26 protein-coding genes and 1 riboswitch are annotated in these 25,276 nt (G+C 63.3%); of the genes, 8 read left to right on the top strand and 18 right to left on the bottom strand.

The window, feature by feature from the left end:
• Positions 1 to 70 precede the first annotated feature (70 nt).
• From phoR to ACLHZ1_RS02030, 6 genes are all read right to left on the bottom strand, one after another.
• On the bottom strand, positions 71 to 1,381 hold the full coding sequence (phoR, locus tag ACLHZ1_RS02055; RefSeq protein ID WP_408792412.1) for a phosphate regulon sensor histidine kinase PhoR: 1,311 nt from the start codon (positions 1,379 to 1,381) through the stop codon (positions 71 to 73).
• A gap of 124 nt (positions 1,382 to 1,505) precedes the next feature.
• A complete protein-coding gene (phoB, locus tag ACLHZ1_RS02050; RefSeq protein WP_041993586.1) occupies positions 1,506 to 2,195 on the bottom strand; it encodes a phosphate regulon transcriptional regulator PhoB in 690 nt (229 codons plus the stop codon).
• Between the two features lie 95 nt (positions 2,196 to 2,290).
• Positions 2,291 to 2,707 carry a VOC family protein gene (locus tag ACLHZ1_RS02045; RefSeq protein ID WP_427260757.1) on the bottom strand — a complete coding sequence of 139 codons (417 nt, stop codon included), beginning with the start codon at positions 2,705 to 2,707 and terminating at the stop codon, positions 2,291 to 2,293.
• Positions 2,708 to 2,861: 154 nt separating this feature from the next.
• Positions 2,862 to 3,584 (bottom strand): MaoC family dehydratase, encoded by a 723-nt coding sequence (locus ACLHZ1_RS02040; RefSeq protein WP_427260756.1) that lies wholly within the window; start codon positions 3,582 to 3,584, stop codon positions 2,862 to 2,864.
• 483 nt (positions 3,585 to 4,067) lie between these two features.
• On the bottom strand, positions 4,068 to 5,003 hold the full coding sequence (rlmF, locus tag ACLHZ1_RS02035; RefSeq protein WP_427260755.1) for a 23S rRNA (adenine(1618)-N(6))-methyltransferase RlmF: 936 nt from the start codon (positions 5,001 to 5,003) through the stop codon (positions 4,068 to 4,070).
• Between the two features lie 158 nt (positions 5,004 to 5,161).
• Positions 5,162 to 5,650, bottom strand: a complete 489-nt coding sequence (locus ACLHZ1_RS02030) for a C40 family peptidase (protein WP_427260786.1) — start codon at positions 5,648 to 5,650, stop codon at positions 5,162 to 5,164.
• Positions 5,651 to 5,948: 298 nt separating this feature from the next.
• Between ACLHZ1_RS02030 and ACLHZ1_RS02025 the strand changes: the two genes are divergently transcribed.
• Both ACLHZ1_RS02025 and ACLHZ1_RS02020 read left to right on the top strand, forming a co-directional pair.
• Complete coding sequence (locus ACLHZ1_RS02025) at positions 5,949 to 6,641, top strand: 4'-phosphopantetheinyl transferase family protein (protein WP_427260754.1); 693 nt, start codon at positions 5,949 to 5,951, stop codon at positions 6,639 to 6,641.
• Positions 6,642 to 6,656: 15 nt separating this feature from the next.
• Complete coding sequence (locus ACLHZ1_RS02020; protein ID WP_427260753.1) at positions 6,657 to 7,505, top strand: tetratricopeptide repeat protein; 849 nt, start codon at positions 6,657 to 6,659, stop codon at positions 7,503 to 7,505.
• Positions 7,506 to 7,686: 181 nt separating this feature from the next.
• On the opposite strand, the gene ACLHZ1_RS02015 is transcribed toward ACLHZ1_RS02020, so the two are convergent.
• The gene (locus tag ACLHZ1_RS02015) at positions 7,687 to 7,929 is read right to left on the bottom strand and encodes an Lpp/OprI family alanine-zipper lipoprotein (protein WP_041993569.1); all 243 of its coding nucleotides are present in this window, start codon (positions 7,927 to 7,929) and stop codon (positions 7,687 to 7,689) included.
• Between the two features lie 223 nt (positions 7,930 to 8,152).
• On the bottom strand, positions 8,153 to 8,806 hold the full coding sequence (gene ribB / locus ACLHZ1_RS02010; RefSeq protein ID WP_427260752.1) for a 3,4-dihydroxy-2-butanone-4-phosphate synthase: 654 nt from the start codon (positions 8,804 to 8,806) through the stop codon (positions 8,153 to 8,155).
• A 102-nt stretch (positions 8,807 to 8,908) separates the two neighbouring features.
• Positions 8,909 to 9,056, bottom strand: a riboswitch (FMN riboswitch).
• A gap of 183 nt (positions 9,057 to 9,239) precedes the next feature.
• Between ribB and purU the strand changes: the two genes are divergently transcribed.
• Entirely contained in the window at positions 9,240 to 10,076 is an 837-nt protein-coding gene (gene purU / locus ACLHZ1_RS02005; RefSeq protein WP_408792421.1) for a formyltetrahydrofolate deformylase, read from the top strand.
• A 120-nt stretch (positions 10,077 to 10,196) separates the two neighbouring features.
• On the opposite strand, the gene ACLHZ1_RS02000 is transcribed toward purU, so the two are convergent.
• Together ACLHZ1_RS02000 and cls are read right to left on the bottom strand one after the other, a co-directional pair.
• Positions 10,197 to 11,465 (bottom strand): DUF945 family protein, encoded by a 1,269-nt coding sequence (locus ACLHZ1_RS02000; RefSeq protein ID WP_427260751.1) that lies wholly within the window; start codon positions 11,463 to 11,465, stop codon positions 10,197 to 10,199.
• A 75-nt stretch (positions 11,466 to 11,540) separates the two neighbouring features.
• Positions 11,541 to 13,022, bottom strand: a complete 1,482-nt coding sequence (cls, locus tag ACLHZ1_RS01995; RefSeq protein ID WP_427260750.1) for a cardiolipin synthase — start codon at positions 13,020 to 13,022, stop codon at positions 11,541 to 11,543.
• A 96-nt stretch (positions 13,023 to 13,118) separates the two neighbouring features.
• On the opposite strand from cls, the gene ACLHZ1_RS01990 reads away from it, so the two are divergent.
• Positions 13,119 to 13,661: a DUF1439 domain-containing protein gene (locus tag ACLHZ1_RS01990; protein ID WP_408792425.1), complete on the top strand. Its 543-nt coding sequence runs from the start codon at positions 13,119 to 13,121 to the stop codon at positions 13,659 to 13,661.
• On the opposite strand, the gene ACLHZ1_RS01985 is transcribed toward ACLHZ1_RS01990, so the two are convergent.
• Complete coding sequence (locus ACLHZ1_RS01985) at positions 13,656 to 14,105, bottom strand: GNAT family N-acetyltransferase (protein WP_427260749.1); 450 nt, start codon at positions 14,103 to 14,105, stop codon at positions 13,656 to 13,658. The two genes, ACLHZ1_RS01990 and ACLHZ1_RS01985, sit on opposite strands and share 6 nt — an antisense overlap.
• Positions 14,106 to 14,388: 283 nt before the next feature.
• Here ACLHZ1_RS01985 and ACLHZ1_RS01980 point away from each other — a divergent pair, with 283 nt between their 5' ends.
• Positions 14,389 to 15,060, top strand: a complete 672-nt coding sequence (locus ACLHZ1_RS01980; protein ID WP_427260785.1) for a lytic transglycosylase domain-containing protein — start codon at positions 14,389 to 14,391, stop codon at positions 15,058 to 15,060.
• 64 nt (positions 15,061 to 15,124) lie between these two features.
• Here ACLHZ1_RS01980 and aqpZ read toward each other — a convergent pair whose 3' ends face one another.
• The 3 genes from aqpZ to ACLHZ1_RS01965 all read right to left on the bottom strand — a co-directional run bounded on the left by aqpZ (position 15,125) and on the right by ACLHZ1_RS01965 (position 18,406).
• The gene (gene aqpZ / locus ACLHZ1_RS01975; protein WP_408792428.1) at positions 15,125 to 15,814 is read right to left on the bottom strand and encodes an aquaporin Z; all 690 of its coding nucleotides are present in this window, start codon (positions 15,812 to 15,814) and stop codon (positions 15,125 to 15,127) included.
• 285 nt (positions 15,815 to 16,099) lie between these two features.
• A complete protein-coding gene (ruvC, locus tag ACLHZ1_RS01970) occupies positions 16,100 to 16,621 on the bottom strand; it encodes a crossover junction endodeoxyribonuclease RuvC (RefSeq protein WP_041993544.1) in 522 nt (173 codons plus the stop codon).
• A 117-nt stretch (positions 16,622 to 16,738) separates the two neighbouring features.
• On the bottom strand, positions 16,739 to 18,406 hold the full coding sequence (locus ACLHZ1_RS01965) for a sigma-54-dependent Fis family transcriptional regulator (protein WP_427260748.1): 1,668 nt from the start codon (positions 18,404 to 18,406) through the stop codon (positions 16,739 to 16,741).
• Positions 18,407 to 18,640: 234 nt separating this feature from the next.
• On the opposite strand from ACLHZ1_RS01965, the gene exaC reads away from it, so the two are divergent.
• Positions 18,641 to 20,158 carry an acetaldehyde dehydrogenase ExaC gene (gene exaC, locus ACLHZ1_RS01960; protein ID WP_427260747.1) on the top strand — a complete coding sequence of 506 codons (1,518 nt, stop codon included), beginning with the start codon at positions 18,641 to 18,643 and terminating at the stop codon, positions 20,156 to 20,158.
• Between the two features lie 53 nt (positions 20,159 to 20,211).
• Here the strand turns inward: exaC and ACLHZ1_RS01955 are convergent, their stop codons facing one another.
• A complete protein-coding gene (locus ACLHZ1_RS01955) occupies positions 20,212 to 21,006 on the bottom strand; it encodes an AraC family transcriptional regulator (RefSeq protein ID WP_427260746.1) in 795 nt (264 codons plus the stop codon).
• A gap of 96 nt (positions 21,007 to 21,102) precedes the next feature.
• On the opposite strand from ACLHZ1_RS01955, the gene ACLHZ1_RS01950 reads away from it, so the two are divergent.
• On the top strand, positions 21,103 to 21,990 hold the full coding sequence (locus tag ACLHZ1_RS01950; protein ID WP_427260745.1) for a DMT family transporter: 888 nt from the start codon (positions 21,103 to 21,105) through the stop codon (positions 21,988 to 21,990).
• A gap of 95 nt (positions 21,991 to 22,085) precedes the next feature.
• Here ACLHZ1_RS01950 and ACLHZ1_RS01945 read toward each other — a convergent pair whose 3' ends face one another.
• Positions 22,086 to 22,490 (bottom strand): carboxymuconolactone decarboxylase family protein, encoded by a 405-nt coding sequence (locus ACLHZ1_RS01945; protein ID WP_427260744.1) that lies wholly within the window; start codon positions 22,488 to 22,490, stop codon positions 22,086 to 22,088.
• Positions 22,487 to 23,470, bottom strand: coding sequence for an aldo/keto reductase (locus tag ACLHZ1_RS01940; RefSeq protein ID WP_427260743.1), 984 nt, complete (start codon positions 23,468 to 23,470; stop codon positions 22,487 to 22,489). The genes ACLHZ1_RS01945 and ACLHZ1_RS01940 overlap by 4 nt, the downstream gene beginning before the upstream one ends.
• 99 nt (positions 23,471 to 23,569) lie before the next feature.
• Here ACLHZ1_RS01940 and ACLHZ1_RS01935 point away from each other — a divergent pair, with 99 nt between their 5' ends.
• Positions 23,570 to 24,478, top strand: a complete 909-nt coding sequence (locus ACLHZ1_RS01935) for a LysR family transcriptional regulator (RefSeq protein ID WP_427260742.1) — start codon at positions 23,570 to 23,572, stop codon at positions 24,476 to 24,478.
• Between the two features lie 102 nt (positions 24,479 to 24,580).
• Here the strand turns inward: ACLHZ1_RS01935 and ACLHZ1_RS01930 are convergent, their stop codons facing one another.
• Positions 24,581 to 25,273: a response regulator gene (locus ACLHZ1_RS01930; RefSeq protein ID WP_427260741.1), complete on the bottom strand. Its 693-nt coding sequence runs from the start codon at positions 25,271 to 25,273 to the stop codon at positions 24,581 to 24,583.
• Positions 25,274 to 25,276 lie beyond the last annotated feature (3 nt).

Here is a 25,276-nt window from a genome sequence, read left to right as displayed (position 1 = left end):
GCATAAAAACGGGGAGGGTCACCACTGTGGCCCTCCCCGTTGTCATCAACCGCTTGATGTTCAATGACTTCTATTTCGCCATCGCCAACTTGGCCACCACCAGTCGCGCCGGGATCAGGAAGCTGAAGCGGCTTCCCAACCCCACCCGGCTATCGATGTCGAGGTGGGTATCATGGTGACTCAGGGCGTGCTTGACGATAGCAAGGCCCAGCCCGGATCCACCTGTGTGACGGGAGCGCGCCTTGTCGACCCGGTAGAACCGCTCTGTGAGCCGCGCCAGGTGATCCGGGGTGATCCCCTCCCCCTCGTCGCTCACCGCGAACAGGGCCTGATTGCCCTGGCGGCGCCACTCCACCTGGATCTTGCGACCCGGCGGCGTGTAATGAATGGCGTTGTAGACCAGGTTGGACACGGCGCTGCGCAGCTGATCCTCGTCCCCGAGCAGCCAGAGATCCGGCTGCACCAGAAACTCGATGACATGGGCACGCTCCCCCGACAGGGCCCGCGCCTCCTGCTCGAGCAGGGAGAGCATGGCCGGCATGTCGACCCGATGGGACAGGTCGATGTCCGGCGCCGCCTCGATGCGCGACAGGGTCAGCAGCTGGTTCACCAGGTTGTCCATGCGCACCGTCTGCTCCATCATCACCCTGTGGGCCTTGGCCCACATGGCGGGCGGCGGCGGCTCCTCCGTCATCTCCAGGTACCCCTTGAGCACGGTGAGCGGGGTGCGCAGCTCATGGGAGACGTTGGCCACGAAGTGCTTGCGGGTCTTCTCCAGGCTGCGCAGCCGGGTCACGTCCCGCACCACCAGCATGGCCTGATCCTCGGCATAGGGCATGATGCGAAATTCGAGAAACTTCTCCTCATTGATGGGGGAGTGCATCTCGAAGGGCTCATCATAGTCCCCCTTGCCCAGGTAGCTGACGAAGGAGGGCTGACGGATCAGGTTGCCGATGTGCTGGCCCGCATCCTCCGGCCAGCGAAAGCCGAGCAGCTGCTCCGCCAGCCGGTTGCACCAGAGGATGCTGCCGTCGGTGCGAAACACCACGGCGGCATCGGGCAGGGCCTCGGCCCCCTCCCTGAAGCGGCGAATGAGACCTGCCAGCTCGCGCCGCCTGGCCCGGTGGCGCTGCTGCAGCTTGTAGATGCCGTTGAAGATGTATTCCCAGCTGCCGCTGCCGCTCGGCGGTACCAGGCTGCGGTCATGCCATAGCCAGTCCGAGAGCCGCTTCTGGAAGCGGTAGTGCCAACCAAGGTGCAGACAGGTTGCCACCAGCAGACAGAGGGTCAGGCTCTCCATCAGCCAGCCAAACAAGGCGAAGGGCAGGTAGAAAAACGCCATCCGCCACAACTGTCGTCGCCAGGCATAAGGTTGCAACATTAAGATCTCCTAGAGACAGCAAAGAGCAGGGCTCACTCCCAGCAGGCATGAGATTGCCCGATCATCCGGATACTGCCAATAGCAACAGGCACCGCCAGCCAGGGTGAGATTGCAGCACAGGGCCCTAGAGACGGGTGGAGAAGCGGTAGCCGGCCCCGCGCACCGTCTGGATCAATCTGTCGTGGCCCGACCCCTCGACCGCCTTGCGCAGTCGACGGATATGCACGTCCACCGTCCTGTCTTCCACATAGACGTTGGTGCCCCAGACGTTGTTGAGCAGCTGCTCGCGGCTGTAGACCCGCTCCGGGTGCGTCATGAAGAAATGGAGCAGCTTGAACTCGGTCGGCCCCATGTCCAGCGCCTTGTCCTCGGCACTGACCCGGTGGGAGACGGGATCCAGCCTCAGCCCCTGCACCTCGATCACCTCGTCCACCGAGGTGGGGGAGACCCGGCGCATCACGGCATGGAGACGGGCGGTGAGCTCCTTGGGGGAGAAGGGTTTGGTGATGTAGTCGTCGGCGCCGGCTTCCAGGCCGCGTACCTTGTCCTCTTCCTCGCCCCGGGCGGTCAGCATGACCACGGGGATCTGGCGGGTCATCTCGTCTTGCTTGAGCTGCTTGAGGAACTGGATGCCGCTGCCCCCCGGCATCATCCAGTCCAGCAGGATCAGCTCGGGATAGGGTTCACACACCTTGGCCAGACCGTCGGCGAAGTCCGCCGCCTCTATCGCTTCATAACCTTTTTGCTCCAGCACAAAGCAGAGCATTTCGCGGATCGGCGCCTCATCCTCGACCACCAGTATTCGCTTTGCCATATCCCTTCTCTCTCCTCATGAAGATTGGTGCGCCAATTATTAGAAGTTTGTATGACATTTTTATGACTTTATGACAGAGAGGATAATAAACGTTTTCAATCGCGACTGTCAGCGCGGCGCGCCAGCAGATCCCAGCGGTTGCCGCTGATGTCCTCAAACACCACCACTGTGCCGTACTCCTCTTCTCGCGGCTGTTCACAAAAATGGACACCGGCGGCGCACATCCGCTCATAGTCACCCCAAAAATCCCGGGTCTCGAGGAAGAGAAACACCCGCCCGCCTCCCTGCTTGCCGATCTGGGCGCGCTGCTCGTCATTGGCGGCCCGGGCCAGCAGCAGGGCGCAACCCGGCTGGCCAGAGGGGGCCACCCTGACCCAGCGCTTGCCGGGTTTGCCAGGTTCATCGAGGGCGCTGTCTTCGAGCAGGGTGAAGCCGAGGGCCTGGGTGAAGAAGTGGATGGCGGCATCATAATCCGCCACCAGCAGGGTGAGGGCGCCGAGGTGGGAAGCCATGGGGAGTACCTTGTCTGACGATGGGAGCTGGGCAGAGTGTGCCCACTCCTCTGCCAGATGGCAAACAGGGCCGATTGGCCCTGTTGTTTCCCTTCGGCCCGGGGCCGATGGCAGACCGTCAGCCGCCACACGTGCTCGGGCTGACGGGGGAGCCTTAGAAGTAGAGGCGGGTCACGGACTCGATGACACAGCCGGGGCGACGCACACCCTCGATCTCGACCTTGATCTCCTTGAGCAGCTCCAGTCCCCCCTTGACCGGCGTCACGCCAATCAGTCTGGTGCGGGCGCGCACCTGGCTGCCCACCTTGATAGGATAGGGGAAGCGCACCTGATCCAGGCCGAAGTTGACCACCATGCGGGCCGTGGGGAACTCGGGGTTCGCCTCATCCACGGAGCCGGTGAGCCTGGGCAGGAGCGCCAGGGTCAGGAAGCCGTGGGCGATGGTGCTCTTGAAAGGTGACTCGGCGGCGGCGCGCTCGGGATCTGTGTGTATCCACTGGTGATCGCCGGTCACGGTGGCAAACTGGTTGACCATCTGCTGGCTGATGTGGAGCCAGTCACCGACATGGGTCTCCTCGCCGAGCTGGGCCTGCAGGCGCTCGAACACCAGGGCCGCCTCCCCTTCGAGGACGATCGCCGGCGCCTGGGGGGTCATGGCCTGACCGTTCACGGCCTGACGCTGCTCACCCTGCTGCGCCACCTCGGCAACCGGTTGACCATGGGCGTCAAGCACCCGCCCCAGCAAGGGGTGAAGGTGTGCTTTTTGCTGAAACTCACGCCAATAGTCGCGGATAGCCGGTGAGAGCCAATCCTTGAGCTCGAAGGGGTGCTGCGCCAGGATTTCACGCTTGCGCTTCAGAAAATCGACCACTTTCATTAACCGATCCCTATCTCTAATTAACCAGTGAACAGGTCTAACCAGTGCTATTTTATGAAAGTTTCAACTGCAAGTGCAAAAAAATCTCAGCGTACAACTGTACCAGACGTGAGAGTGACTACTCACAGGGACTCATGGGATCGAGCCGCCACGGGCAGGCAAACGCTTGCCTTCGGGGATAAATGAAGGGAAAAGGAGCGAATGATTCTTGGGCCAGCTAGGCAAGCGCTTGCCTCTGGGGATACAGAAAGGGAAGGGAGCCGCTGGCGCCATCAGCAGGCCATGGGATGGCGGTTCACTCCCACCATCACAAAGCCGGCACTAAAGGGACCAGCCCTCATGGACAACCGCCAGGCGACGGATTGGGCAGAGGATGAAGAGGCGATAGGCAGCGGCACGGCGTCAAGGCCGCTCCCTCAGGGGACTGACGCCGGGGAGTTGAAGCCGGCCCCCGCAGGGCACGGGGGCCGCTGGCGAGCTGGCTCAGTCGGCCCAGCGGTTGTCTTCCTGAAAGCTCCAGGCCAGGATCCGGCTCTGCTTGTTGCCCAGGTTCATCTCTATCACCCGCACCCGTTTGGCCTCCACCAGCTTGAGTCCCTGCCTGGCCGCCACCAGATTCTCCTTCTTCGACACCAGGGAAGTGAACCAGAGGCACTGGCCGGCAAACTCCCGGCTCTCGCGGATCAGGGAGGCGAGGAAGGCGGCCTCGCCGCCATCGCACCACAGCTCAGCCTTCTGGCCACCAAAGTTGAGCACGGGTGCCTCGCTCTTTTCCTCTCCCCCCTTGCCCAGATTGCGCAGCTTGCGCCGGGTGCCGGCGCTGGCCTCGGCCAGGGAGGCATGAAACGGCGGGTTGCACAGGGTCAGGGTAAAGCGCTCCTTGGGCCCTATGATGCCGTGAAACACCCGGCGGGGATCGGCCTGCAGACGACACTCGATCTGCTTGCCCAGACCATTGCTGGCCGCCAGCAGGCTGGCCGCCTTGACCGAGACGGGATCGATGTCGGCCCCGACGAAACGCCAGCCATATTCTCGACTGCCGAGCAAGGGATAGATGCAGTTGGCCCCCACTCCGATATCCAGCACCCTCACCCCCTTGCCGGTGCGCGGCGCCCCCAGCCCCTCGCTGACAAGATCGGCCACGTGATGCAGGTAGTCGACCCGGCCCGGGATGGGCGGACAGAGATAGCCCGCGGGCAAGTCCCAGTGGCGGATGCCATAGTGCAGCGCCAGCAGTGCCTGGTTGAGCGCCTTGACCGCCGCCGGATCGGCGAAATCCAGGGTGCGAGAGCCATGCTCGTTGGTGAACACGAAGGGCGCCAGCTCGGGGGTTCGCTGGCTGAGCGCCGCCAGATCATAGGGGGCCTGATGGCGATTGCGGGGGTGCAAGCCGGTCTTGAGGGGAGTCTCTTTGGTCATCTGAGGCCTGATCTGTCTGACAAAAAACGGGCCCACACTATAGAGAGTCGAGCGGCAAAAGTCTAAACGGGGGCCATGAAAAACCGGGCCGCCAGTGCCCGGTTTGAGTGAGGTTGGAAAAACGGTCCGTACTGCGGGCGGTTTGTCCAGCCTGGCTCTTAGATCTCGATGCGGCGCGCCTGCCAGAACTTGTTGCGCCAGTACTGATTGTCCAGCCGGGAACGTGTGACGCCGGCCCGGGTCGAGGCGTGAATGAACTCGCCGTTGCCCACATAGATGCCGACATGGTTCAGTCGACGATTGATCTTGAAGAACACCAGGTCCCCCTCGACCAACTCCTGCCTGGACACCCGGGTTCCCTCGTGTACCTGGGAGCGGGTATCGCGGGGCAACTCTATCCCCACGGCATTGCGATACACTTCACGGGCGAAAGCGGAGCAATCGATGCCGCGCTCACTGGTCCCACCGAAACGGTAAGGGGTACCACGCCACTCTTTGAATACGGTCAGAATTTCATTTACATCGGGTGTTTGGTTGACTTCCGGTTCAACCACGGGCTCCACCATGGAGACTTCGATCTTGCTTGCGACATCCGGTTGAGGTGCCGAGGCACAACCCACCATGCCGAGCGAGACCAGCAGCAGCATCAGGTAACGCAATCCTTTATCCCCGCAAATGTTAAAACTTGTTAAAATACAGCCTTTGGCAGGCTATTGATGAAATGCAACAGTTCTCGACTATATCCAAGTATTCTATCGAGGCAAGTGAAAATCCCTATCAAGCTCACATTCTTGCAATAAAATGCGTTATTTTTCAGCATTGATGTGACGACAACCAGACAAGATGCCATGCCAGCATGCCGCACCACCTCTCTTGTTGAGTGATATTTATCCCTGTTTTATCGACTTTCTTAAGTGAATAATGATGACGATAACGGATCTGTTTTTGTTAAATAGTGCCACCCTGGCCCCTCCTCTGGTGCAGGCGCTGGAGTCCGAACTCAATCCGACTCAGCACCTGCAGTGGCAGGGCGTGGTGCAGCCCCGTCGACGCCGGGAATTTCTGATAAGCCGGGTGGTGCTTAACCGGCTGTTGGCCCAGCGTCTGGGTCAGGATCCGCAGAAACTGCAGTTTTGCAGTGGCCCCCACGGCAAGCCCATGCTCGCCAGCCAGGGGGCACCGCGCTGCCACTTCAACCTGAGTCACAGCGGCGACTGGCTGGCCATCGCCATCGGCGAGCAGGGCCCCATGGGCGTCGACCTCGAGCTCGGCCGCCGGGCACGCTCCCCGCTCCCCCTCGCCCAGCGCTTCTTCGCCCCCGCCGAATATCAATACCTGACCGCACTGCCCCAGGCGCAGCAGACCAGCGGCTTCTATCGCTTCTGGTCACGCAAGGAGGCGGTGCTCAAGGCTCATGGTGGCGGCATCGCCGCCGGACTGGATAAGGTGGAGTTCGTGCCGCAGCAAGGGTGGCGCCTGGTCAATCGGCTCGACGGGATCGACTATCGGGTGCAGGACTGGCCCTGGCAGGGGGGCTGGCTCAGCCTCGCCGGCAGCCAGGATGACGTGCGTCTGCATCGCCTCGACGAACAGCTTGAAATCGTGGCGCTGCAACCCCATCTTGATGAAAACCCTTAGCAAAGAGCCAGCCTCATGATCGTTGACATCCATCCCCAGAATTTCCAGCATGAACTGCTCGATGCGTCCATGCACAAACCGGTCGTCATCTACTTCCATGCTCCCCAGATGCCGGAGTGTCAGGGCATGACGCCGCTCATCGAACAGCTGGTGGGCGAGAACAATCCCCAGGTGACCCTGGCCAAGGTGGACATGAACGACCCCCAGCTGCAGCCGCTGGCCGGACAGCTCGGTCTGCGGGCCCTGCCTGCTCTGGTGCTGTTCCATCAAGGGCGCCCGGATGAGCAGGCCTTCCTGGAGGGCCCCCAGGACGAGGCGACCCTGCGCGGCTACTTTGCCGCCTTCTCCCCCAAGGAAGAGGAGCTGCTGCTCAAGCAGGCACAGCAGGATCTGGCCGAAGGGCGAGTCGAGGAGGCCTACGATCAGCTCGCCAAGGCCCATCAGCTCGCCGCGGATCGCCACGATATCCACCTCTGGCTGATCCAGGCCGCCCTCGAACTCAATCGCCTCGACGAGGCGGCGCAGCGGATAGCCCAGATCCCCATGGCCGCCCAGGATGAGCACTACCAGACCCTCAATGCCCGGCTGGCCCTCGCGCAGCAGGCGGCGGAGAGCCCGGAGCTGCGCGCCCTGGAAGAACGTTATCAGCAGACGCCGACCGATTTTGCCCTCGCCCAGGAGCTGGCGGTGCTCTATAACCAGGCTGGACGTCAGGAAGAGGCATTGACCCTGCTGCTGAGCATATTGCAGCGTGATCTCGCCTTCGGGGAAGCCAAGAAGACCTACCTCGACATTCTGGCCACCATGGGGGCCCATCCGGCCGCATCGGGATTCAGAAGAAAACTATACAGCCTGCTCTACTGATAACCGACCAACATGAAGTGCAACCGGGCTATGTCAGGCACCCTTGGGTGAAGGACATGGCTCTTGTTGTCGAAAGCTTGGTGCCCGCAAGAGGGTGGGCAGAGGGAGTGCAAAGCAGAGGGAGAGGCAAATTTTAGGCATAAAAAAATGGCGCAGTGACTGCGCCATTTTTTCGCATGAATTACTTCTTGTAGGAAGTAGCCATGTTGTCCAGACGCTGGTTAGCGCGCATGGCTTCTTGGTTGGCTTGAGCAACATCAGCGGCCATTTTGGATTGATCAGCACGAACAGCGCTAACATCTTGAGCCAGTTGGTCAACTTTGTTAGACAGATTCTGTACGGAAGTTTCCAGTTCGCTGGTGTTTGCACAACCGCCCAGCAGGGCAGACAGACCAACAACACCTACCAACAACATTTTTTTCATTTTTAAAGCTCCCTTGAACTCGCCAGACGTTTAGCAAGCGGCGTGATTATGGCACAAATAAATATGACTTTGGATAGGCCCCATCACAGATAAATGCATTAAAACCCTCATTTTTTTTTCCATTTGCACGAGTTGAGCAAATTTCAGTCAAAACGGGGCCCCAGTGATGGAGTTCGCACAAAGCGTAACCAAAAAAAGCCCTTATTACAATTTCGTATGGAACTTAAGCCGAACGCTCAGTCAACATCTGACGATACTGCACCAGGTCTTCGATGGTCAGCACGGGCAGCCCATGCTGACGGCCAAAAGCCACCAGATCCGGCAGACGTGCCATGGAGCCATCTTCCTTGGTCAATTCGCACAAGACGCCGAAGGGTTTGAGGCCCGCCAGCTGCATCAGATCCACGGTCGCCTCGGTATGACCACGGCGGGTCATGACGCCCCCGTTGCGGGCCCGCAGCGGAAACACATGGCCGGGACGGTTGAGGTCGGAGGGCTTGGCGTCATCGGCGATGGCGGCGCGGATGGTGGTGATGCGATCCGCGGCGGAGACCCCGGTCGTCACCCCTTGGGCGGCCTCTATGGTGACGGTGAAGGCGGTCTGATATTGGCTGGAATTGGCCTCGACCATCATGGGCAGTTCGAGCTGGCGTACCCGCGCCTCCGGCAGGCAGAGGCAAACGATGCCGGAACACTCGCGGATCATCATGGCCATCTGTTCCTGGGTCATGGACTGAGCGGCGAAGATGAGATCCCCTTCGTTCTCGCGATCTTCATCGTCGGCGACCAGTACGCCTCGACCGGCGCGCAGGGCAGCCAGGGCCGCTTCGACCCGCGCGATGGGATGACCAAATTCACTGAGTAAAGACTGATTCATGGTAAGACTCCGTTGACTTCACAAGTACCAGAATCAGGGCATGGAGCAGACAGAGAGAGGCATGCGGCGGCCACCCGAAAGGGCCACGCGTGGAACAGTCTGTCTTATCCTCTTTCATCCGGACTGTGACCGTCGGCTCCGGCATCTCACCGGATCTGCTGACCCCGGCCTGTGGCCGGGCGCTCGCGGGCTCCCCGAATCGGATCGGGATACCGCCGGTGGGGAATTTCGCCCCGCCCTGAGAATAAGCCCGGACAGACTAAAGGCATTGTGCCTCGGATGCCAGCCCGGGACGGCAAAAATCGGGATCGTGGAGATTTCGCCGCCGGGCTGTCCTTTGACTTTTCGTTTATGGCATAGTGCCTTAAAAAAGCGCGGCCAGTGGGCATCAGCCCGCCCCGGCGGCCATCACACAACGGAAACGATGACAGACATGGAAAAGAAAATACTGCTGACGGATTGCCCCGATGCCAAGGGCCTCATCGCCAAGATCACCAATATCTGCTACAAGCACCAGCTCAACATCATCAAGAACGACGAGTTCGTGGATCACGAGAACGGCCGCTTCTTCATGCGCACCGAGCTGGAGGGGCGCTTCAATGACGAAACCCTGCTGGCGGACCTCGACGATGCCCTGCCCGCCGGTGCCCAGCGTCGTCTGGTCAAGGCCGGCAAGAAGCGCATCGTCATCCTGGTGACCAAGGAGACCCACTGCCTCGGCGACATCCTGATGAAGAACTACGCCGGCGCCCTGGACATGGACATAGTGGCGGTGATCGGCAACTACGACACCCTGGCGGAGCTGACGGGCAAGTTCGACATTCCGTTCCACACCGTCAGCCATGACAACCTGAGCCGCACCGAGCACGAGGAGCAGGTACGGGCCATCATAGATGGCTACCAGCCCGACTATGTGATCCTGGCGAAATACATGCGGGTGCTGACCCCGAGCTTCGTCGAGGCCTATCCGCGCAAGATCCTCAACATCCACCACTCCTTCCTGCCCGCCTTCATCGGGGCGCGCCCCTATCGCCAGGCGTTCGATCGCGGCGTCAAGCTCATCGGCGCCACCGCCCACTTCGTCACCGACGATCTGGACGAGGGCCCCATCGTCGAGCAGGACGTGATCCACGTCGGTCACACCTTCAGCGCCGACGACATGGCCAAGGCGGGCCGCGATGTGGAGAAATCCGTGCTGAGCCGCGCCCTGGCGCTGGTCCTGAGCGAGCGGGTCTTCGTCTACGGCAACAAGACGGTGGTGTTCAAGTAAGTCAGCAGCAAGCGACCATGAAAAAAGGCCCATATGGGCCTTTTTTTGTTGAGCATCATCATCCGGATGGGCTATCGGGGGTCGCCGGCATGGGATCTATGTCCCCTTATCGGCGCGCCCTCAGAGCGGCAGCTCGTTGACCGTGAGCCTGCCTTGCTGCAGCTTGAGCTCGGCCTTGAGATCGCTCTGCTGCGCCTTGAGGTAGCCCAGCTGCTGCAGCTGCTGCAGTATGGGGGCCAGCTGGGGTACCGCCTCCCCCATCCCCTCGCTCAGGCTGAGGTGAAGCAGACCGGAGAGTGCCTTCATGCCCTCCTGCTCCCCCGCCAGAGTGGCCAGGTCGGTCGGCGCCAGGGTCAGCTCTCCCGACAGGGAGGCGGGCTCGCCATTGAGCCTTGAGCTCAATTCGGTCAGGGTCAGGGTCAGACCGCGGCCCAGCACCTGATCCAGCGCCCCCGTCAGGGCTTGCTGATCCAGACTGCTCTGGGCGCTCAGCTCCTGCAACGCCTGATAGCCCGCCAGATCCAGCCCCCTCACCTCGAGGTCAAGGCGGGCATCGGTCAGGGCGAGCCTGTCGCTGTCATTGGCCATGTCCATGGCCGCCAGCCGGATCTGGTAATGGTTGGACAGGGTTTCAGCCGCCTCCCCTTCCAGCTGGCTCTGGCTGGTCAGGCGTTGCAGGGAGAAGTTGACCCCCTCCTGGGGCTGGGTCAGGGAGAAGGCCTCCAGCGCCATCTCGCTCTGGGGCGAGAGCCAGTTGCCGTTGACCTCCCTCAGCTCGGCGCTGCCACTCAGCTGGCTCAACACCATATCCGCCTGGCTCTGGTTTTCATGCAGCGTCATGCCGGCCCAGTCGAGGGCCATGTAGCCATTGCCCGCGAGATCGCCGCTGTAATCGGCCTGCAACGGCTGGAATGTCATCTGGCCCTGCTCGTGCTTGAGGGCAAAGGCCCCTATGTCCAGCTTGCTCTGATTATCCCGGGTCCAGAGGTTGGTGAGACTGGTCAGGGTCAGGCGCCACTCCTTGAGCCCCTGGGCCGCCAGCAGGGGGGCCAGCGAGCCCTGTTCGGTATCGAGCAGGATCTCGTTTCTGACATAGAGGGGCAATATCAAGCCCTTCACCTTGAACGCCAGCACGATGGGCTCGGCCTGGTTCAACTCGTCATCGAGCCGGGCCAGGGCCGCCGGGCCTATCACCAGCTGCAGTTCCCCATCGCGTCGCCACAGGTTGCTGCGCCCGGCTTGCCACTGCAACGCGATCCCGCTCTGCTCGCGCAGGGTGACGGTCTGCTCGGCCAGCTGGCGATCGAACTCCTTGCCGGTCACCCAGCAAGCCCCCAACCCCACCCCTGCCAGCGCCGCACCGGCGACGCCCCATACCCACTTTTTCATCTCATTGTCCGTTTTCATCACGTCTTGTCAGGCACTTTACGGGGCTAACCTCGCGCCAGCAAGACCGACGCATCCTCACAATAGCGGGCTGAACAGGTAAAAGATGTTCTCCATGACCCGTTTGTACCAGGGGCGGGCGCGCCACTGGGCGAGGGCCATGGGGGTCGCCTCGCTCATATAGCCTTCCACCAGCTTGCTCAGCTCGCCGACGAACTCGGGATTGTCCACCAGCAGGGTCACCTCGAAGTTGAGCCAGAGGCTGCGCCTGTCCAGGTTGACCGTGCCCACCAGGGCAAAGTCGTCGTCCACCAGCACGCTCTTGGTATGCAGCAGGCCGGCATCGTAGCGATATACCTCCACCCCGGCCTCCAGCAGCTCCTCCATGAAGGCGTTGCAGGCATGATTCGCCATCAGGGAGTCATTGCGGGCCGGCAGGATCAGCTGCACCTGCACCCCTCGCGCCGCCGCCGAGGAGAGGGCCGCCGCCAGGGGATCATCGGGCACGAAGTAGGGGGTGGTCAGCACCAGGTGGTGGCGGGCCTGATAGATGGCGAGCAGCAGGCTCTGCTGGATGCAGTCGCCGCCGACGAAGGGGCCGGATGGGATCAACTGGGCACGATAATTGTTCTGGGGCCAGGACTCGGGCTCGTGCTGCAGGCTGTCGAGCAGGCGCTCGCCGGTCTCCATCTCCCAGTCCCAGACGAAGATGGACCACATCAGCGGCACTATGGGCCCCTGCACCCGGATCATGATGTCGACCCACTGGCCGACCCCGGCGTTCTGCTTGAAGAAGCGGGGATCCACCATGTTCATGGAGCCGGTGTAGCCCACCCTATCGTCTATCACCACCAGCTTGCGGTGCATGCGCAGATCCTGACGCTGGAAGGGGATGCGCCAGGCGCCGACCGGCAGCACCTCCACCAGCTTGACCCCGGCCTTGCGCAGCGCCTTGGGCCAGGCGGAGCGAAAGAAGCCCTTGCAGCCCACCGAATCGAGCAACAGGCGACAATCCACGCCGCGCTGCGCCACCTCGCACAGGGCCTCGCACACCTCGTCCGCCCAGCCCCCCGGGTGCCAGATGTAGAACTCCAGGTAGCAGGATTGGGTGGAATGGCGGATGTCCTGGGCTATCTCCCGCAGGATGGATTCGGGCTGACTCAGCAAGGTCATGCGGTTGCCCGAGAGCATGGGCATGGCGAGCCGCCCTTGGATCAGATCGTGCAGCGGCTGCGCCTTCTCGCCTACCTCGCAGGCGTGTTCGGGAAAGAGCCGAGCCAGCTGGCGGATCCACTTGGCATAAGGACGATACATGGCCTGGGCCCGCTCGGCGCGGCGCTTGCCCAGACGCACCTCGCCAAACAGCACGTAGAATCCCACCCCGGCAAACGGGATGGCGTAGATGAGCGCGAGCCAGGCGAGGGAGACGCCGATGGGGCGTCGCTTCATCACCACCCGCAAGGAGACGCCGGCGACGATGACGGTGTGAAACAGCAACAGCAACAGACCCAAGAAGCGGGAGAACAGCAGATGAAGGTCATATTCCAGGGTGTTGAACACGGAAGCTCCTTTGGACATGGGGTAGGTCGGCCAGGAGATCCCGCCGAGCTGGGATGATATGCTGTCGGGCCAATCCCATTCAATCAGGACACAAGCATGATCCTGCACACTATGCTGCTCAGCCTGGCCATGTTAGGGCAAGGCTCATATGACATCAATGAACAGCAGATCAACCAGTACCTGCAATCCCAGGTCCAGGTGGACAAGCAGCTGGAGCTGCCCGGCATCATCAAGGCCCACGTCCAGCTCGAGCAGAGCGACGTCCAGATAGGACGCCAGAGCCCGGACACGGCCCGGGTCTTTGGCAAGGGCAAGCTCAACGTCAGCCTGCCGGACAACACCCAGTATGACGCCCACCTCACCATGACCTATGAGGCCAGGCCAAGGTATGACAAGGCCCAGGGCGCCCTGTTTCTGGACAACATGAAACTGATCGAATACAAGCTGGAACCCTTGGCGGCGGAGCAGAAGTTCGGCTTCATGCTCAACATGCTGCTCAAGAGCATGGAGAAGCGGCTGGAGACCCAGCCCGTCTATCGTCTGGACGACAAGGATCCCCGCCAGGCCTGGCTCAAGGAGAACCTCATCGGTCTGGAGCTGACCCCGGGCACCATACACCTGCTGACCAAGGGATCATGAGGGCAGGGCGCACGCTTCGGTTTCGGGATGGCGGATCAGCAGCTCTATCTGATATCCCTGTCGATGCTGCTTGATGAAATGGGTGTGGAGGGGCCCCTTGAGCTCCTCCAGTGCCAGGTCGACAAACCCCACCTTGTGGTAGAAGGGCTGCTCGAACGGCAGGGCCTGGCAGACGATGGGTTTGCTGACGAGATCGCGGCACGCCAGCGCGAGCAGGCGCGAGCCCAGCCCAAGAGACTGATAATGGGGTAGCAGGCGAAACCCGCACAGGTGGTAATACTCTTCCTCTTCCCGCAGCCGCACGGCCCCCACCAGCCAGTGCGCGTCGCGCACCACGAAGACCCGCTCGCTCAGATCGGGCACATAGTAGGAAAATGTGGTTTCGTAGTAGTCCCTGATCAGGGAAAGATCCGCATCACAATACTCTTCGAACGTGAGCTCCATGGCTCGGCCATCCATCACACCACACTCCCCTGCCCGCTCTGCCGCTGTCGGCGATCCCAGGCCGGTCTGATCAGACCAGCCAGCGGGAGAAGATAACACGGGGCTGAGCGACAAAACAGCCGGCACTGCGTGGTTTGTGAATAAGCGCGGATCCCCCCGCGCGCGGCTGGCATCCGTGGCGCTGCCGACGACGACCCGTGCCGCGGCGAGCCCCTTGTTCTTCCCGGGCCAGGCTGCTTTACTCAACGGGCATGGATGCAAGGAGAGACCCGTGAACACAAGGATGTCGCTCACCCTCATACTCGTCATCGGCCTGCCTGTCTGGGCCCAGTCCCCTCCCCCTGCCGAAGTGGTGATGATCAGGGCCCAGACCCGGGATCCCGCCCCCGCCAAGCCGTTTCAGGTCTACAAGTCGCAACAGCGCAACGGGGTGACGCGCTACTCGGACATCAAGCCAGAAGAGGGGCACTACGAGGTGATGCAGTTCAACGACTGCTTCGCCTGCAACCCCAAATCCAGGGTCGACTGGAACACCACCGGCCTCTTCCTCCATGACTATGCCAGCACCATACAGGCCGCGGCGCACGCCTACGAGGTGGAGCCCGCCCTGATCCGTGCCCTGATCCACGCCGAGTCGGCCTTCAACCCCGTCGCCGTCTCTCGCAAGGGGGCCATGGGCCTCACCCAGCTGATGCCAGCCACCGCCCGCGAGCTGGGGGTGGGCAACCCGCTGCTGGCGGAGCAGAACATCTTCGGCGGGGTCAAATACCTCGCCGGTCTGCTCAAGCAATACAAGGGAGACGTGGCCCTGGCCAGCGCCGCCTACAATGCCGGCGCCGGCGCCGTGCAGAAATATGGCGGCATTCCGCCCTATGCCGAGACCCGGGCCTATGTGGATCGGGTGCAGCGGCTGCATCAACGCTACCTCAGCGTGATGAAGGCCAAGGGGCTCTGATCCCCCATCAAAACGAAAAAACACGCCGGATGGCGTGTTTTTTCGATACTCGGATAAATCCGGGTTATTTCTGCTCGGTCGCCACCATGCGATAGGCCAGCGCCCCCAGGATACCGCCCACGATAGGCGCCACCCAGAACAGCCACAGCTGGCTCACCGCCCAGTCACCCACGAACAGGGCCACGCCGGTGCTGCGCGCCGGGTTGACCGAGGTATTGGTCACCGGGATGCTGATCAGGTGGATCAGGGTCAGGCACAGACCGATGGCGATAGGGGCAAAGCCCGCCGGCGCCCGGCTGTCGGTGGCACCCATGATGACGAACAGGAAGAAGGCGGTCATCACCACTTCGCACACCAGGGCCGCCAGCATGGAGTAACCCCCGGGGGAGTGCTCACCGAAGCCGTTGGAGGCAAAGCCGCCACTGACATCGAAACCGGCCTGACCGCTGGCGATCACGAACAGGACGGCACCGGCCGCGATCCCGCCCAATACCTGGGCCACGATGTAAGGTGCGACACCGGAGGCCGGGAAGCGGCCACCGGCCCACAGGCCAACGGTCACCGCCGGATTGAGGTGACAACCCGAGATGTGACCGATGGCGAAGGCCATGGTCAGCACGGTCAGACCAAACGCCAGGGAGACCCCGAGCAGACCGATACCCACATCCGGAAATGCCGCCGCCAGCACGGCGCTGCCACACCCGCCCAGCACCAGCCAAAAGGTGCCCAAAAACTCTGCTGCATATGGTCTCACGATAATTCTCCTGATTGATCAATCTCTTCTATGACAAGAGCCTCACAAGAGGCCGCCATCTCAGCAAGTGTATTATCGGGATATGAAGACGAATGACGAGGCACCCAGTTTCCGACAAAAATGTGACATCCATCACAAGTTATTGTTCTTACAACGATATATCCACAATATAAAAAAGGGATTACGCAATGGGGTCGGGAGGCAGCGACAAAAAGTGTCAGAATGAATCAAAAAACCGCCAGAAGCGGGCCTGATCACCCCATCAGAAGGAACCCAAAAGAATCCCTATCGATAGCGACCCCGTGCGGCCCCGGAGACCCGGCCCGCCATCTTGATCAGACTCTGGCGCGTGTGGAAGTGGCACAGGGCGACACCGAGGGCATCGGCGGCATCGGCCTGAGGGGTGGCGGAGAGCTTGAGCAGATGGGTCACCATGTGCTGCACCTGTTCCTTGGCGGCCCCTCCCGTCCCCACCACGGCCTGCTTGATCTGGGTCGCCGAATACTCGCTCACCGGCAGATAGGCGTTCACCGCCGCCACGATGGCGCTGCCACGGGCCTGCCCCAGCTTGAGGGCAGAGTCCGCATTGCGGGCCATAAAGACACGCTCGATGGCAAATTCGTCCGGCTTGAACTGGGTGATGATCTCGCAGACGCCGTCATAGACCTGCTTGAGCCGCTCAGGCAACTCGCCACAGTCGGTGCGGATACAACCGGACCCCAGGTAGCTGGCCTTGCCGGCAACGATACGAATGACGCCGTAGCCGGTGATCCGCGAGCCGGGATCGATTCCCAAAATGATACTCATGACAGCCGTTGTTCCAAAAAACCATGATGGGCGCCAAGATAGCAAACTCGAGGCCCCCGCGCTTGTCCGAGCCATCACTCGGGTGCGCTGACAGGCGAAAATCCGGCGGCGCCTCCCCTATTCCCGCCCCTCCCTCGCGAGGTGGCGATAGAAGGTGGTGCGGCTGATGCCAAGACGGCGCGCCGCCTCGCTCACGTTGCCGCCACACTCCGTCAGGGCCTGCTGCACCCGCTGCCGGCTCTGCTCGCGCAAGGTGGTGACGCCACAGGGAGCCGGCATGGCGGCCACCTCGGGCAGATGCAGGTGGGCGAGTTCAATCCAGCCCTGCCCTTCCGCCAGCACGCAGGCCACCTCCAGCGCCTGCTTGAGCTGGCGCACGTTGCCGGGCAGGGGATGGGCCAGCAGTTGCCGCTCCGCCTGCGGCGTCAGTTGCAGGGCAGGATCCATCTCGAGGAGCAGCCGCCGGATCAGCCCCTGGCGCTCGGGCACCGGCCAGGCCCGCAGCGGCGCCAGTTGCTGGCGCCAGCCGCAGATGCGGTAGTAGAGATCTTCCCGAAACGTCCCGGCCGCCACCATGGCCGTCAGATCCCGGTGGCTGGCGCTGACCAGCCAGAAGTCCACCGCTTCGGGCTTGTGGCTGCCCACCGGGGTGACGGCACGCTCCTGCAACACCCGCAGCAGCCGGGTCTGGGCCGAGAGCGGCAGCTCGCCAATTTCATCCAGCATCAGGATGCCCCCATGGGCGGCGCGCAGATAACCCTGGCTGCCCTGGCTGCGGGCGCCGCTGAAGGCCCCGCCCACGTAGCCAAACAGCTCGGCCTCCACCAGATCGGCGGGCAGGGCGCCGCAGTTGACGCATACCAGAGGCTTGTCCCGTCGGCTCGACTGACTGTGCAGGGCACGCACCAGGTGCTCCTTGCCGCTGCCGGTCTCCCCCTCGATAAGCAGTGAGATGCCGCGCTCCAGCATCTTGAGAGGCACCCCGGCGGTAACGGCTGGCTGGGGCTGGTTTTCGGTTTGAATCACCACAGGTTCGGGCTCCAGCCGCAGGCCGCGGCGATCCCGCAGCAGCTGCTTGCCGTCAAACGGGTGCTGGCCGAGCCAGAGCCGTCCGGCCCGGTTGGCCCCGAGCAGCTCCCCACCCTCCCCCAGCAGCAGGCGGGCAGACCAGAGGCTCTGGGGATCGAGATCCACCAGCCAGCCCGGCTGACGCGCCAGCAGGGCGTTTTCCAGCGTCATGGCCAATAGCCGCACCGTGCCCAGCATGTCACCATCGTGATGGGCCGCATCGGTGGAGATGTCGAGCACCCCCAGCAGTTGCCCGTCCGGCCCGAGCAGGGGGCAGGCGCTGCAACTGAGGAAGCTGTGCTGGGCGAAGAAGTGCTGGGCCCCCAGCACCTGCACCTCGCTCTGCTCGGCGAGCGCTGTGCCTATGGCATTGGTGCCCTTGCTCGCCTCCCCCCAGCGGGCACCGCTGCGCAAAAAGATCCGCTCGGCGTGGCGGGCGAAGCCATCGTCACCGCTGGCAGCCAAAATGGCCCCCTCGCCGTCACACAGCAGCAGACGACAGGGCCTGCCCGCCAGCAACTGGGCAAACAGCGGCAGCACGAAGCGCTGGAAGCAGGTGATGAGCGTCCTGTGCTGCTCCTGACGGGCCGACAGCTCCCCCTGGGGCAGCAGATCCAGCTCGGCGCTCTGCTGGCGGAGCAGGCCCTGATGCAGGCAACGCTGCCAGGAGCGCTGGATCGGGCTGGGGCTGGGACTGGATTGAGGTAACTCGCTCATCACGCCTCCTGTTCACAAAGGGCACAGTGTCACGACCACTGTCCAGAAACGGCACAGTCTTATCGGCACCGCCGCGGTCACTGGTTAATCAAGATACGCCGCCGCACCCCGTTTGATAACGTTTTATTAACTTTCGTCCCTCTGGTCAGACCCTCTGGCACGGCCCTTGCGATACAGAGAAGCAACCGGACTGCCCGACAGGCCGGTCAGGACCACACACATAAGGATGATGAGATGATTTATACCGCTCCCGGTCAGGCAGGCGCCCTGGTCAGCTTCAAGTCCCGTTACGACAACTTCATCGGTGGCGACTGGGTGGCGCCGCGCGCCGGCCGTTACTTTGAAAACACCTCGCCGGTGGACGGCAAGGTGTTCTGCGAGGTGGCCCGCTCCGACGCCGCCGACATCGAGCTGGCCCTGGACGCCGCTCACAAGGCGTTCGCCAGCTGGAGCAAGACCAGCGTCACCGAGCGCAGCAACCTGCTGCTGCGCATCGCCGATCGCATCGAGCAGAACATCGAAGTGCTCGCCATCGCCGAGACCTGGGAGAACGGCAAGGCGGTGCGCGAGACCCTGGCCGCCGATCTGCCCCTGGTGGTGGATCACTTCCGCTACTTCGCCGGCTGCATCCGCGCCCAGGAGGGGTCGGCCGCCGAGCTGGACCAGCACACCGTCAGCTACCACTTCAAGGAGCCCATCGGCGTGGTCGGCCAGATCATCCCCTGGAACTTCCCCCTGCTGATGGCCGCCTGGAAGCTGGCCCCCGTGCTGGCGGCCGGCTGCTGCAGCGTGCTCAAGCCCGCCGAGCAGACCCCGGTCACCATCATGCTGATGATGGATCTCATCAAGGACATACTGCCCCCCGGCGTGGTCAACGTGGTCAACGGCTTCGGCGCCGAGGCGGGTCAGGCGCTCGCCACCAGCGACCGGATCCAGAAGCTGGCCTTCACCGGTTCGACCGAAGTCGGCGCCCATATCCTGCGCTGCGCCGCCGACAAGCTCATTCCCTCCACCGTGGAGCTGGGTGGCAAGTCCCCCAACATTTACTTTGCCGACGTGATGCAGCATGAGAGCAGCTACATCGACAAGGCGGTGGAAGGCATGTTGATGACCTTCTTCAACCAGGGCGAGGTGTGCACCTGCCCCTCCCGCGCCCTGGTGCAGGCCAGCATCTATGACGACTTCATGGACAGGGTGCTGGCCCGCGCCCGCACCATAGTGCAGGGCAACCCCCTGGACACCGCCACCCAGGTGGGCGCCCAGGCGTCCCGGGAGCAGTTCGACAAGATACTGAGCTACATGGAGATAGGCCGCGGCGAAGGGGCCAAGATGCTGATAGGCGGCGGCCCAGCCAGGGTGAGCGGCCTGGAGGGAGGCTTCTACATCCAGCCCACCATCTTCTCGGGCCAGAACAAGATGCGGGTGTTCCAGGAGGAGATCTTCGGGCCGGCGCTCGGGGTCACCACCTTCAAGGACGAGGCGGATGCCCTGGCCATTGCCAACGACACCCAGTACGGCCTGGGGGCGGGCCTGTGGACCCGGGACAGCAACCTGGCCTGGCGCATGGGGCGCGGCATCCAGGCCGGCCGGGTCTGGGTCAACTGCTACCACGCCTACCCTGCCCACGCGGCCTTCGGCGGCTACAAGAAATCAGGGATCGGTCGCGAGACCCACAAGATGATGCTGGACCACTACCAGAACACCAAGAACCTGCTGGTGAGCCACGACATCAACCCGCTCGGCTTCTTCTAAATCCACCCCGTGATCGACAAGGGTGCCTGTAAGGCGCCCTTTTTCATTCCGGATCAAGCCACGGGCTGGCCCAGCTGCTGGCGATAACGCTGGGGGGCACACCCCTGCTCACGCTGGAACATGGCGATAAAGGCCGAGGTGGAGGCATAACCGAGGCGCCAGGCGATCTCCTGCACCGGCATCTCCCCCCGCAGCCAGTCCAGCGCCTTGACCATGCGCAGCCGGGTGCGCCACTGGCCCAGACTCATGCCAAGCTCCTTCTGGCAACGCCGCGCCAGGGTACGCTCTGTGGTGTGCAGCGCCCTGGCCCACTCCACCAGCGTGCGGTTGTCCTCCGGCGCCGCCTGCAGCGCCGCCAGCAGGGGGGCGAGCAGGCGATCCCGGCTCTGGGGCAGGTAGCTCGGCTGGCAGCGGGTGCGGGCCAGCTTCTCGATCAAAAGCGCCCCCTGGCGGGCATCCCACTCGTCCTCCATGTGACCGACCCGGCGCTGGGTAAAGTCCTCCAGCAGGGCCCGCAGCAAGGGGGTCAATTCCAGCAGCTGGGGCTCGCTCGGCAGGCGCGGGGCCAGCGCGTCGCTCACGTAGATGGAGGTGTAATCCAGAGTCTGCTCGTTGAAGGCACTGTGGGGCAGGTTGGCCGGCACCCAGATGAGGTAGTCCGGCGGGGCCACCAGCCGCTCTCCCGCCACCTCCACCACCATGACCCCCAGGCTGATGAGGCTGAGCTGGCCCCAGGGGTGGGCATGTTCGGCGCAGGCGTTGCCCCCCTGGATCTGGCTGTAGCGAAAATAGAGGGGGTTGGGATCGGCCAGCAGGCGATCCTGCTCGGCCAGGGTGAGGCTGCCCATGCAGATTGTCCCAAAGCGGCTATGACATGTCTTATTTACGCTACTTGCCTCGTTCAAGACAAGGCTAGACTCTCGTCATCGTACCAAGGAGTGCCTATGTCTTTTCTCTTCCCCCTGCTCGCCATCCTGATCTGGGCCGCCAATACAGTGGTCTCCAAGGCCGCCGCCGACGTGCTGGATCCCGCCGCCATCTCCTTCTATCGCTGGGTGATCGCCGCCCTCGCGCTCTCTCCCTTCTGCCTGCCGCAGCTGTGGCGCCGCCGGCGCGATCTCCGCCCCTGGCTCGGCAAGCTGCTGGTGCTGGCGACCCTCGGCATGGTGCTCTTCCAGTGCCTCGCCTACTACGCCGCCCACAGCACCTCGGCCACCAACATGGGGGTCATCGGCTCCCTCATACCGCTGCTGACCCTGCTCATCGGGGCCTGCTGCTTTGGTCAGAGGCCGGGCAAACAGGCGCTGCTCGGCATGAGCCTCTCCCTGTTCGGGGTGCTCTGGCTGCTGGGTCAGGGCAACCCCCTGGCGCTGCTGCACAGCGGCATCAACCCCGGCGATGGCATGATGCTGCTGGGGGCGGCCAGCTATGCGCTCTATGGCCTGCTGATCCGCCGCTGGCAGCTGCCGTTCGGCCCCTGGCTCAACCTCTACCTGCAGATCCTGCTGGCGGTGCTGCTGCTGATCCCGGTGGCCCTCTCTGCCGACTCCCTGACCATTCCCGCCCAGGGCTGGAGCATGGTGCTGTTCGCCGGGCTCGCCTCCTCCATCTTCGCCGCCTACTGCTGGATGCGCGGCCTCGCCACCCTGGGGGCGGAGCGCACCTCTGTGTTCATGAACCTGATGCCCCTGTGCACGGCGCTGATCGCCGTCATCACCCTGGGGGAGCCCATTCACGGCTATCACCTGCTGGGGGGCGGCCTCATCCTGAGCGGGGTCATGCTCTCCCAGCTCAAGGCGAGGGTACGCCGCCCTCTGCCGGAAGGGGCATGATCCGGCCTGCACCATGAAAGAAGGGAGCCTCGGCTCCCTTCTTGTTGCCCTCGTCAGGGCAAACCTGACCTTTTCGCCATGACGGCGTCTCCTCCTTAATCCCTGCCCCCCCGCCCCTTGTCATGGGCGGCGAAGGCGCTTCGGGCCGCGCTGATGCCATTCATGCAGGCAGGGACACCTGCATAGACGGCGATCTGGAGCAGGATTTCGATGATGGTTTCCCGGCTGACGCCCACATTCAACGCGGCCCGGATATGAAATTCGAGCTGTCCGGGTGCATTGCCCATCGCCATCAGCGCAGCAACGGTGAGCATCTCACGGGTGCAGAGATCAATACCGGGACGGGAGAGCACATCGGCAAAGGCAAATCCCAACACCAGTTCGGCAAAATCTGGCGACAGGGCATCCAGGTTCGCCGCAACCTGATCCGGCGCCTGCGGGTCGAGCCGGGCCAGCAGCGCGAAGGCCTGTTCACGCCGCTCGGACGATAAGCCGCTCATGCATTCACCCCCTTCATCCCCTCGGCGGTATAGCGCTCCCCCGCCACCGGCAGGGTCCGGATGGCCTGACCCAGGACCCCGAGCTCCGCAGGGGAGAGGCGCACCGAGAGGGCGCCGAGGTTATCCTCCAGGTGGGTCAGACGCCGGGTGCCGGGGATGGGCACTATCCCCTCCCACTGTGCCAGCAGCCAGGCTAGGGCTATCTGCGCCGCCGAGCATCCCTTCTGCTGCGCCAGGGCCATGACCGCCTGCACCAGGGTGCGGTTGGTGGCGAGGTTCTCCCCCTGAAACCGCGGCAGACTGGCCCGAAAATCCCCCTCCTCGAACACCACCTCCTGCTGATAGCGCCCGGTCAGAAACCCGCGCCCCAGGGGGGAGTAGGCCACCAGACCAATCCCCAGCTCCCGGCAGGCGGGCAGCACCGCCGCCTCCACCTCCCGGGTCCAGAGGGAGTATTCGGTCTGCACCGCCGCCACCGGGTGCACGGCATGGGCGCGCCTCAGGGTGGCCTCGCTCACCTCGCACAGACCGATGCGGGCTATCTTGCCCTCCTGCACCAGCTTCGCCAGGCCGGCCATGGTCTCCTCGACGGGATGGGTCGGATCGAGCCTATGCACATAGTAGAGATCGATCTGCTCGATACCGAGGCGGCGCAGGGAGCCCTCGCAGCTCTGGCGCGCATAGCGGGCGCTGTTGTCGAGGGTGCGCCTGTACTCCCCATGCTGACGCACTATGCCGAACTTGGTGGCCACCTTCACCTGCCCCCGCCGGGTCGCGAGAAAGCGCCCGATCAGCGCCTCGTTGTGGTGCGGCCCATACATGTCGGCGGTGTCGAGCAGATCGATGCCCCGCTCCACCGCCTCCGCCAGCACCCGCAGGGACAGCTCGTCGTCCCGCGGCCCGTAGAATTCGCTCATCCCCATGCAGCCCAGCCCCAGGGCAGAGACCTGCAGGTGGGTGCCCAGTGTTCGTCGTTGCATCGCATTTTCTCCCTGACAAGTTGCAGGGGAGTATGGTCTTCCAAAAATGAATGAGATATAGAGATAACTAGCAACCTATCTTCCGATGATGGAAATACTATGCATGACACCCTGCTCTGGGACGACGCCCGCGTCTTCCTGGCCATCGCCCGCAGCGGCACCCTGAGCGGCGCCGCCCACGCCCTTCGCCTGGGGGTGGCCACCGTCTCCCGGCGGCTGGACAGGCTGGAGGCGGCCCTCGGCCTGCCGCTGTTCAGCCGCCACCAGCAGGGCTATCGCCTGACCGACGACGGGGAGGCCCTGCTGGAGCGGGCCGAAGCGCTGGAACATGCGGGCCTGGCCTTTGGCGAGGCGGGGCAGCGCCAGGGGCTGGTGGCCGGCACCGTGCGCCTCGCCACCGCCGAGAACCTGGCCAACCCCCTTATCATCCCCTCCCTCCCCAGGCTGTTTGCACAGCACCCCGAATTGAGAGTGGAGCTGGTCACCGGGGTGCAGACGGTGAACCTGCACCGGCGCGATGCCGATCTGGCGGTGCGCATGGTCAAGCCCGATGCCGGCAACCTCACCATCAAGCGGCTGGGCACCCTGGGCTTCGGTCTGTATGGGGCCCGCGCCTATGTCGATACCCGCCAGCCGGGGACAGATGCCGCCAGCTTCGATCGGGATGACTTCATCGGCTGGAACGAAACCCAGAGCCAGCTGCCCGCCGCCAGATGGATGACCCGCATGCTGCGCGGCCGCCCCTGCCGGGTGGAGACCGGCACCCTGGCGGCCCAGCTCGCCGCCGCCCGGGCCGGTCTGGGGCTGGCGGTGCTGCCCCACTACCTGGCCAAAGAGACGGATCTGGTCTGCCTGCTGCCGGAGCTCGGAGTGGATCAGCCCATCTGGCTGGTGCTCCACAGCGATCTCGCCCACTCCCGGCGGGTGCGGGCCGTGGCGGATCACCTGATCCAGCTGTTTGAGGAGGCCGAGTCAGCCCTCTACCCTTTCCCTCTGGGCGTACTGTGAACCAGGCTGATTAGGAAGGGCGGCAAAGCATATGGCAACAGGCAGACAGCAAGAAGGGAGCCGAGGCTCCCTTCTTGCTGTCCATGCTTTGCTCAAGCCACCTCAGCTGCCCCGGCGCCAGTGGTAACGGCGCTCGGGGCGGCCACGCTGGCCGTAGTTGAGGTCCACATCGACCCTGTCTTCGGACTCCAGATACTCCAGATAACGGCGCGCCGTGGTACGGCTGAGCGACAGCCGCAGCGCCACCGTATCGGTGGAAAACGCCGTGTCCGGCTCGCCGGCCAGCAGCTCCAGCACCTGACGCAGGGTGATGGCGTCTATCCCCTTGGGGGTGTCACGCACCTCCCTCGGCTGGATGCGCCCCTTGCCCATCAGCTTGTCCAGATCGCTCTGCGCCAGGGAGCCCCTCTCGCAGATGCGTCTGTGCAGGGTGAGGATCTCCTCCAGGCTCTGCTGAACCCGAAACAGCCGCAGCGGCTTGATGATGTAATCCTGCACTCCCAGGTTCAGGGCCTGCTGTATGGTCTCAACATCGCAGGAGGCGGTCACCATGATGACGTAGGCCTCCCGGTTGTGGCTGCGTAGCCGGTTCACCCACTCCAGGCCCGAGCCGTCGGGCAGTGAGATGTCCACCAGCAGCAGCTGGGGCTCGACCGCACGCATCATGAGATCGGCCTGGGTCAGGCTCTCGGCCCGACCCAGCAGGGAAAATCCGGGGGTGGAGGAGACCAGCTCGGCCAGGATGGCACCGATCCGTTCGTCATCCTCGATCACCAGGGTGAAAATGGGCGCCATGAC

The organism is Aeromonas sobria (assembly GCF_050266975.1).
GTDB lineage: Bacteria > Pseudomonadota > Gammaproteobacteria > Enterobacterales > Aeromonadaceae > Aeromonas > Aeromonas sobria_B.
This window is presented reverse-complemented; position numbering and strand designations above follow the sequence as displayed.

Excerpts from the sequence above, each read along its gene's own strand:
- ACLHZ1_RS01950 (WP_427260745.1), top strand. The coding sequence starts at position 21,103 with ATGTCTTTTCTCTTCCCCCTGCTCGCCATCCTGATCTGGGCCGCCAAT.
- ribB (WP_427260752.1), bottom strand. The coding sequence starts at position 8,806 with ATGAATCAGTCTTTACTCAGTGAATTTGGTCATCCCATCGCGCGGGTC.
- ACLHZ1_RS02045 (WP_427260757.1), bottom strand. The coding sequence starts at position 2,707 with ATGGCTTCCCACCTCGGCGCCCTCACCCTGCTGGTGGCGGATTATGAT.
- ruvC (WP_041993544.1), bottom strand. The coding sequence starts at position 16,621 with ATGAGTATCATTTTGGGAATCGATCCCGGCTCGCGGATCACCGGCTAC.
- rlmF (WP_427260755.1), bottom strand. The coding sequence starts at position 5,003 with ATGACCAAAGAGACTCCCCTCAAGACCGGCTTGCACCCCCGCAATCGC.
- ACLHZ1_RS02030 (WP_427260786.1), bottom strand. The coding sequence starts at position 5,650 with ATGCTGCTGCTGGTCTCGCTCGGCATGGTGGGTTGTGCCTCGGCACCT.
- purU (WP_408792421.1), top strand. The coding sequence starts at position 9,240 with ATGGAAAAGAAAATACTGCTGACGGATTGCCCCGATGCCAAGGGCCTC.
- ACLHZ1_RS01985 (WP_427260749.1), bottom strand. The coding sequence starts at position 14,105 with ATGGAGCTCACGTTCGAAGAGTATTGTGATGCGGATCTTTCCCTGATC.
- ACLHZ1_RS01935 (WP_427260742.1), top strand. The coding sequence starts at position 23,570 with ATGCATGACACCCTGCTCTGGGACGACGCCCGCGTCTTCCTGGCCATC.
- phoR (WP_408792412.1), bottom strand. The coding sequence starts at position 1,381 with ATGTTGCAACCTTATGCCTGGCGACGACAGTTGTGGCGGATGGCGTTT.
- ACLHZ1_RS01930 (WP_427260741.1), bottom strand. The coding sequence starts at position 25,273 with ATGGCGCCCATTTTCACCCTGGTGATCGAGGATGACGAACGGATCGGT.
- ACLHZ1_RS01990 (WP_408792425.1), top strand. The coding sequence starts at position 13,119 with ATGATCCTGCACACTATGCTGCTCAGCCTGGCCATGTTAGGGCAAGGC.
- ACLHZ1_RS02000 (WP_427260751.1), bottom strand. The coding sequence starts at position 11,465 with ATGAAAAAGTGGGTATGGGGCGTCGCCGGTGCGGCGCTGGCAGGGGTG.
- ACLHZ1_RS01940 (WP_427260743.1), bottom strand. The coding sequence starts at position 23,470 with ATGCAACGACGAACACTGGGCACCCACCTGCAGGTCTCTGCCCTGGGG.
- ACLHZ1_RS01965 (WP_427260748.1), bottom strand. The coding sequence starts at position 18,406 with ATGAGCGAGTTACCTCAATCCAGTCCCAGCCCCAGCCCGATCCAGCGC.
- ACLHZ1_RS01980 (WP_427260785.1), top strand. The coding sequence starts at position 14,389 with ATGTCGCTCACCCTCATACTCGTCATCGGCCTGCCTGTCTGGGCCCAG.
- ACLHZ1_RS01945 (WP_427260744.1), bottom strand. The coding sequence starts at position 22,490 with ATGAGCGGCTTATCGTCCGAGCGGCGTGAACAGGCCTTCGCGCTGCTG.
- ACLHZ1_RS01955 (WP_427260746.1), bottom strand. The coding sequence starts at position 21,006 with ATGGGCAGCCTCACCCTGGCCGAGCAGGATCGCCTGCTGGCCGATCCC.
- exaC (WP_427260747.1), top strand. The coding sequence starts at position 18,641 with ATGATTTATACCGCTCCCGGTCAGGCAGGCGCCCTGGTCAGCTTCAAG.
- phoB (WP_041993586.1), bottom strand. The coding sequence starts at position 2,195 with ATGGCAAAGCGAATACTGGTGGTCGAGGATGAGGCGCCGATCCGCGAA.
- ACLHZ1_RS02020 (WP_427260753.1), top strand. The coding sequence starts at position 6,657 with ATGATCGTTGACATCCATCCCCAGAATTTCCAGCATGAACTGCTCGAT.
- ACLHZ1_RS02040 (WP_427260756.1), bottom strand. The coding sequence starts at position 3,584 with ATGAAAGTGGTCGATTTTCTGAAGCGCAAGCGTGAAATCCTGGCGCAG.
- ACLHZ1_RS02015 (WP_041993569.1), bottom strand. The coding sequence starts at position 7,929 with ATGAAAAAAATGTTGTTGGTAGGTGTTGTTGGTCTGTCTGCCCTGCTG.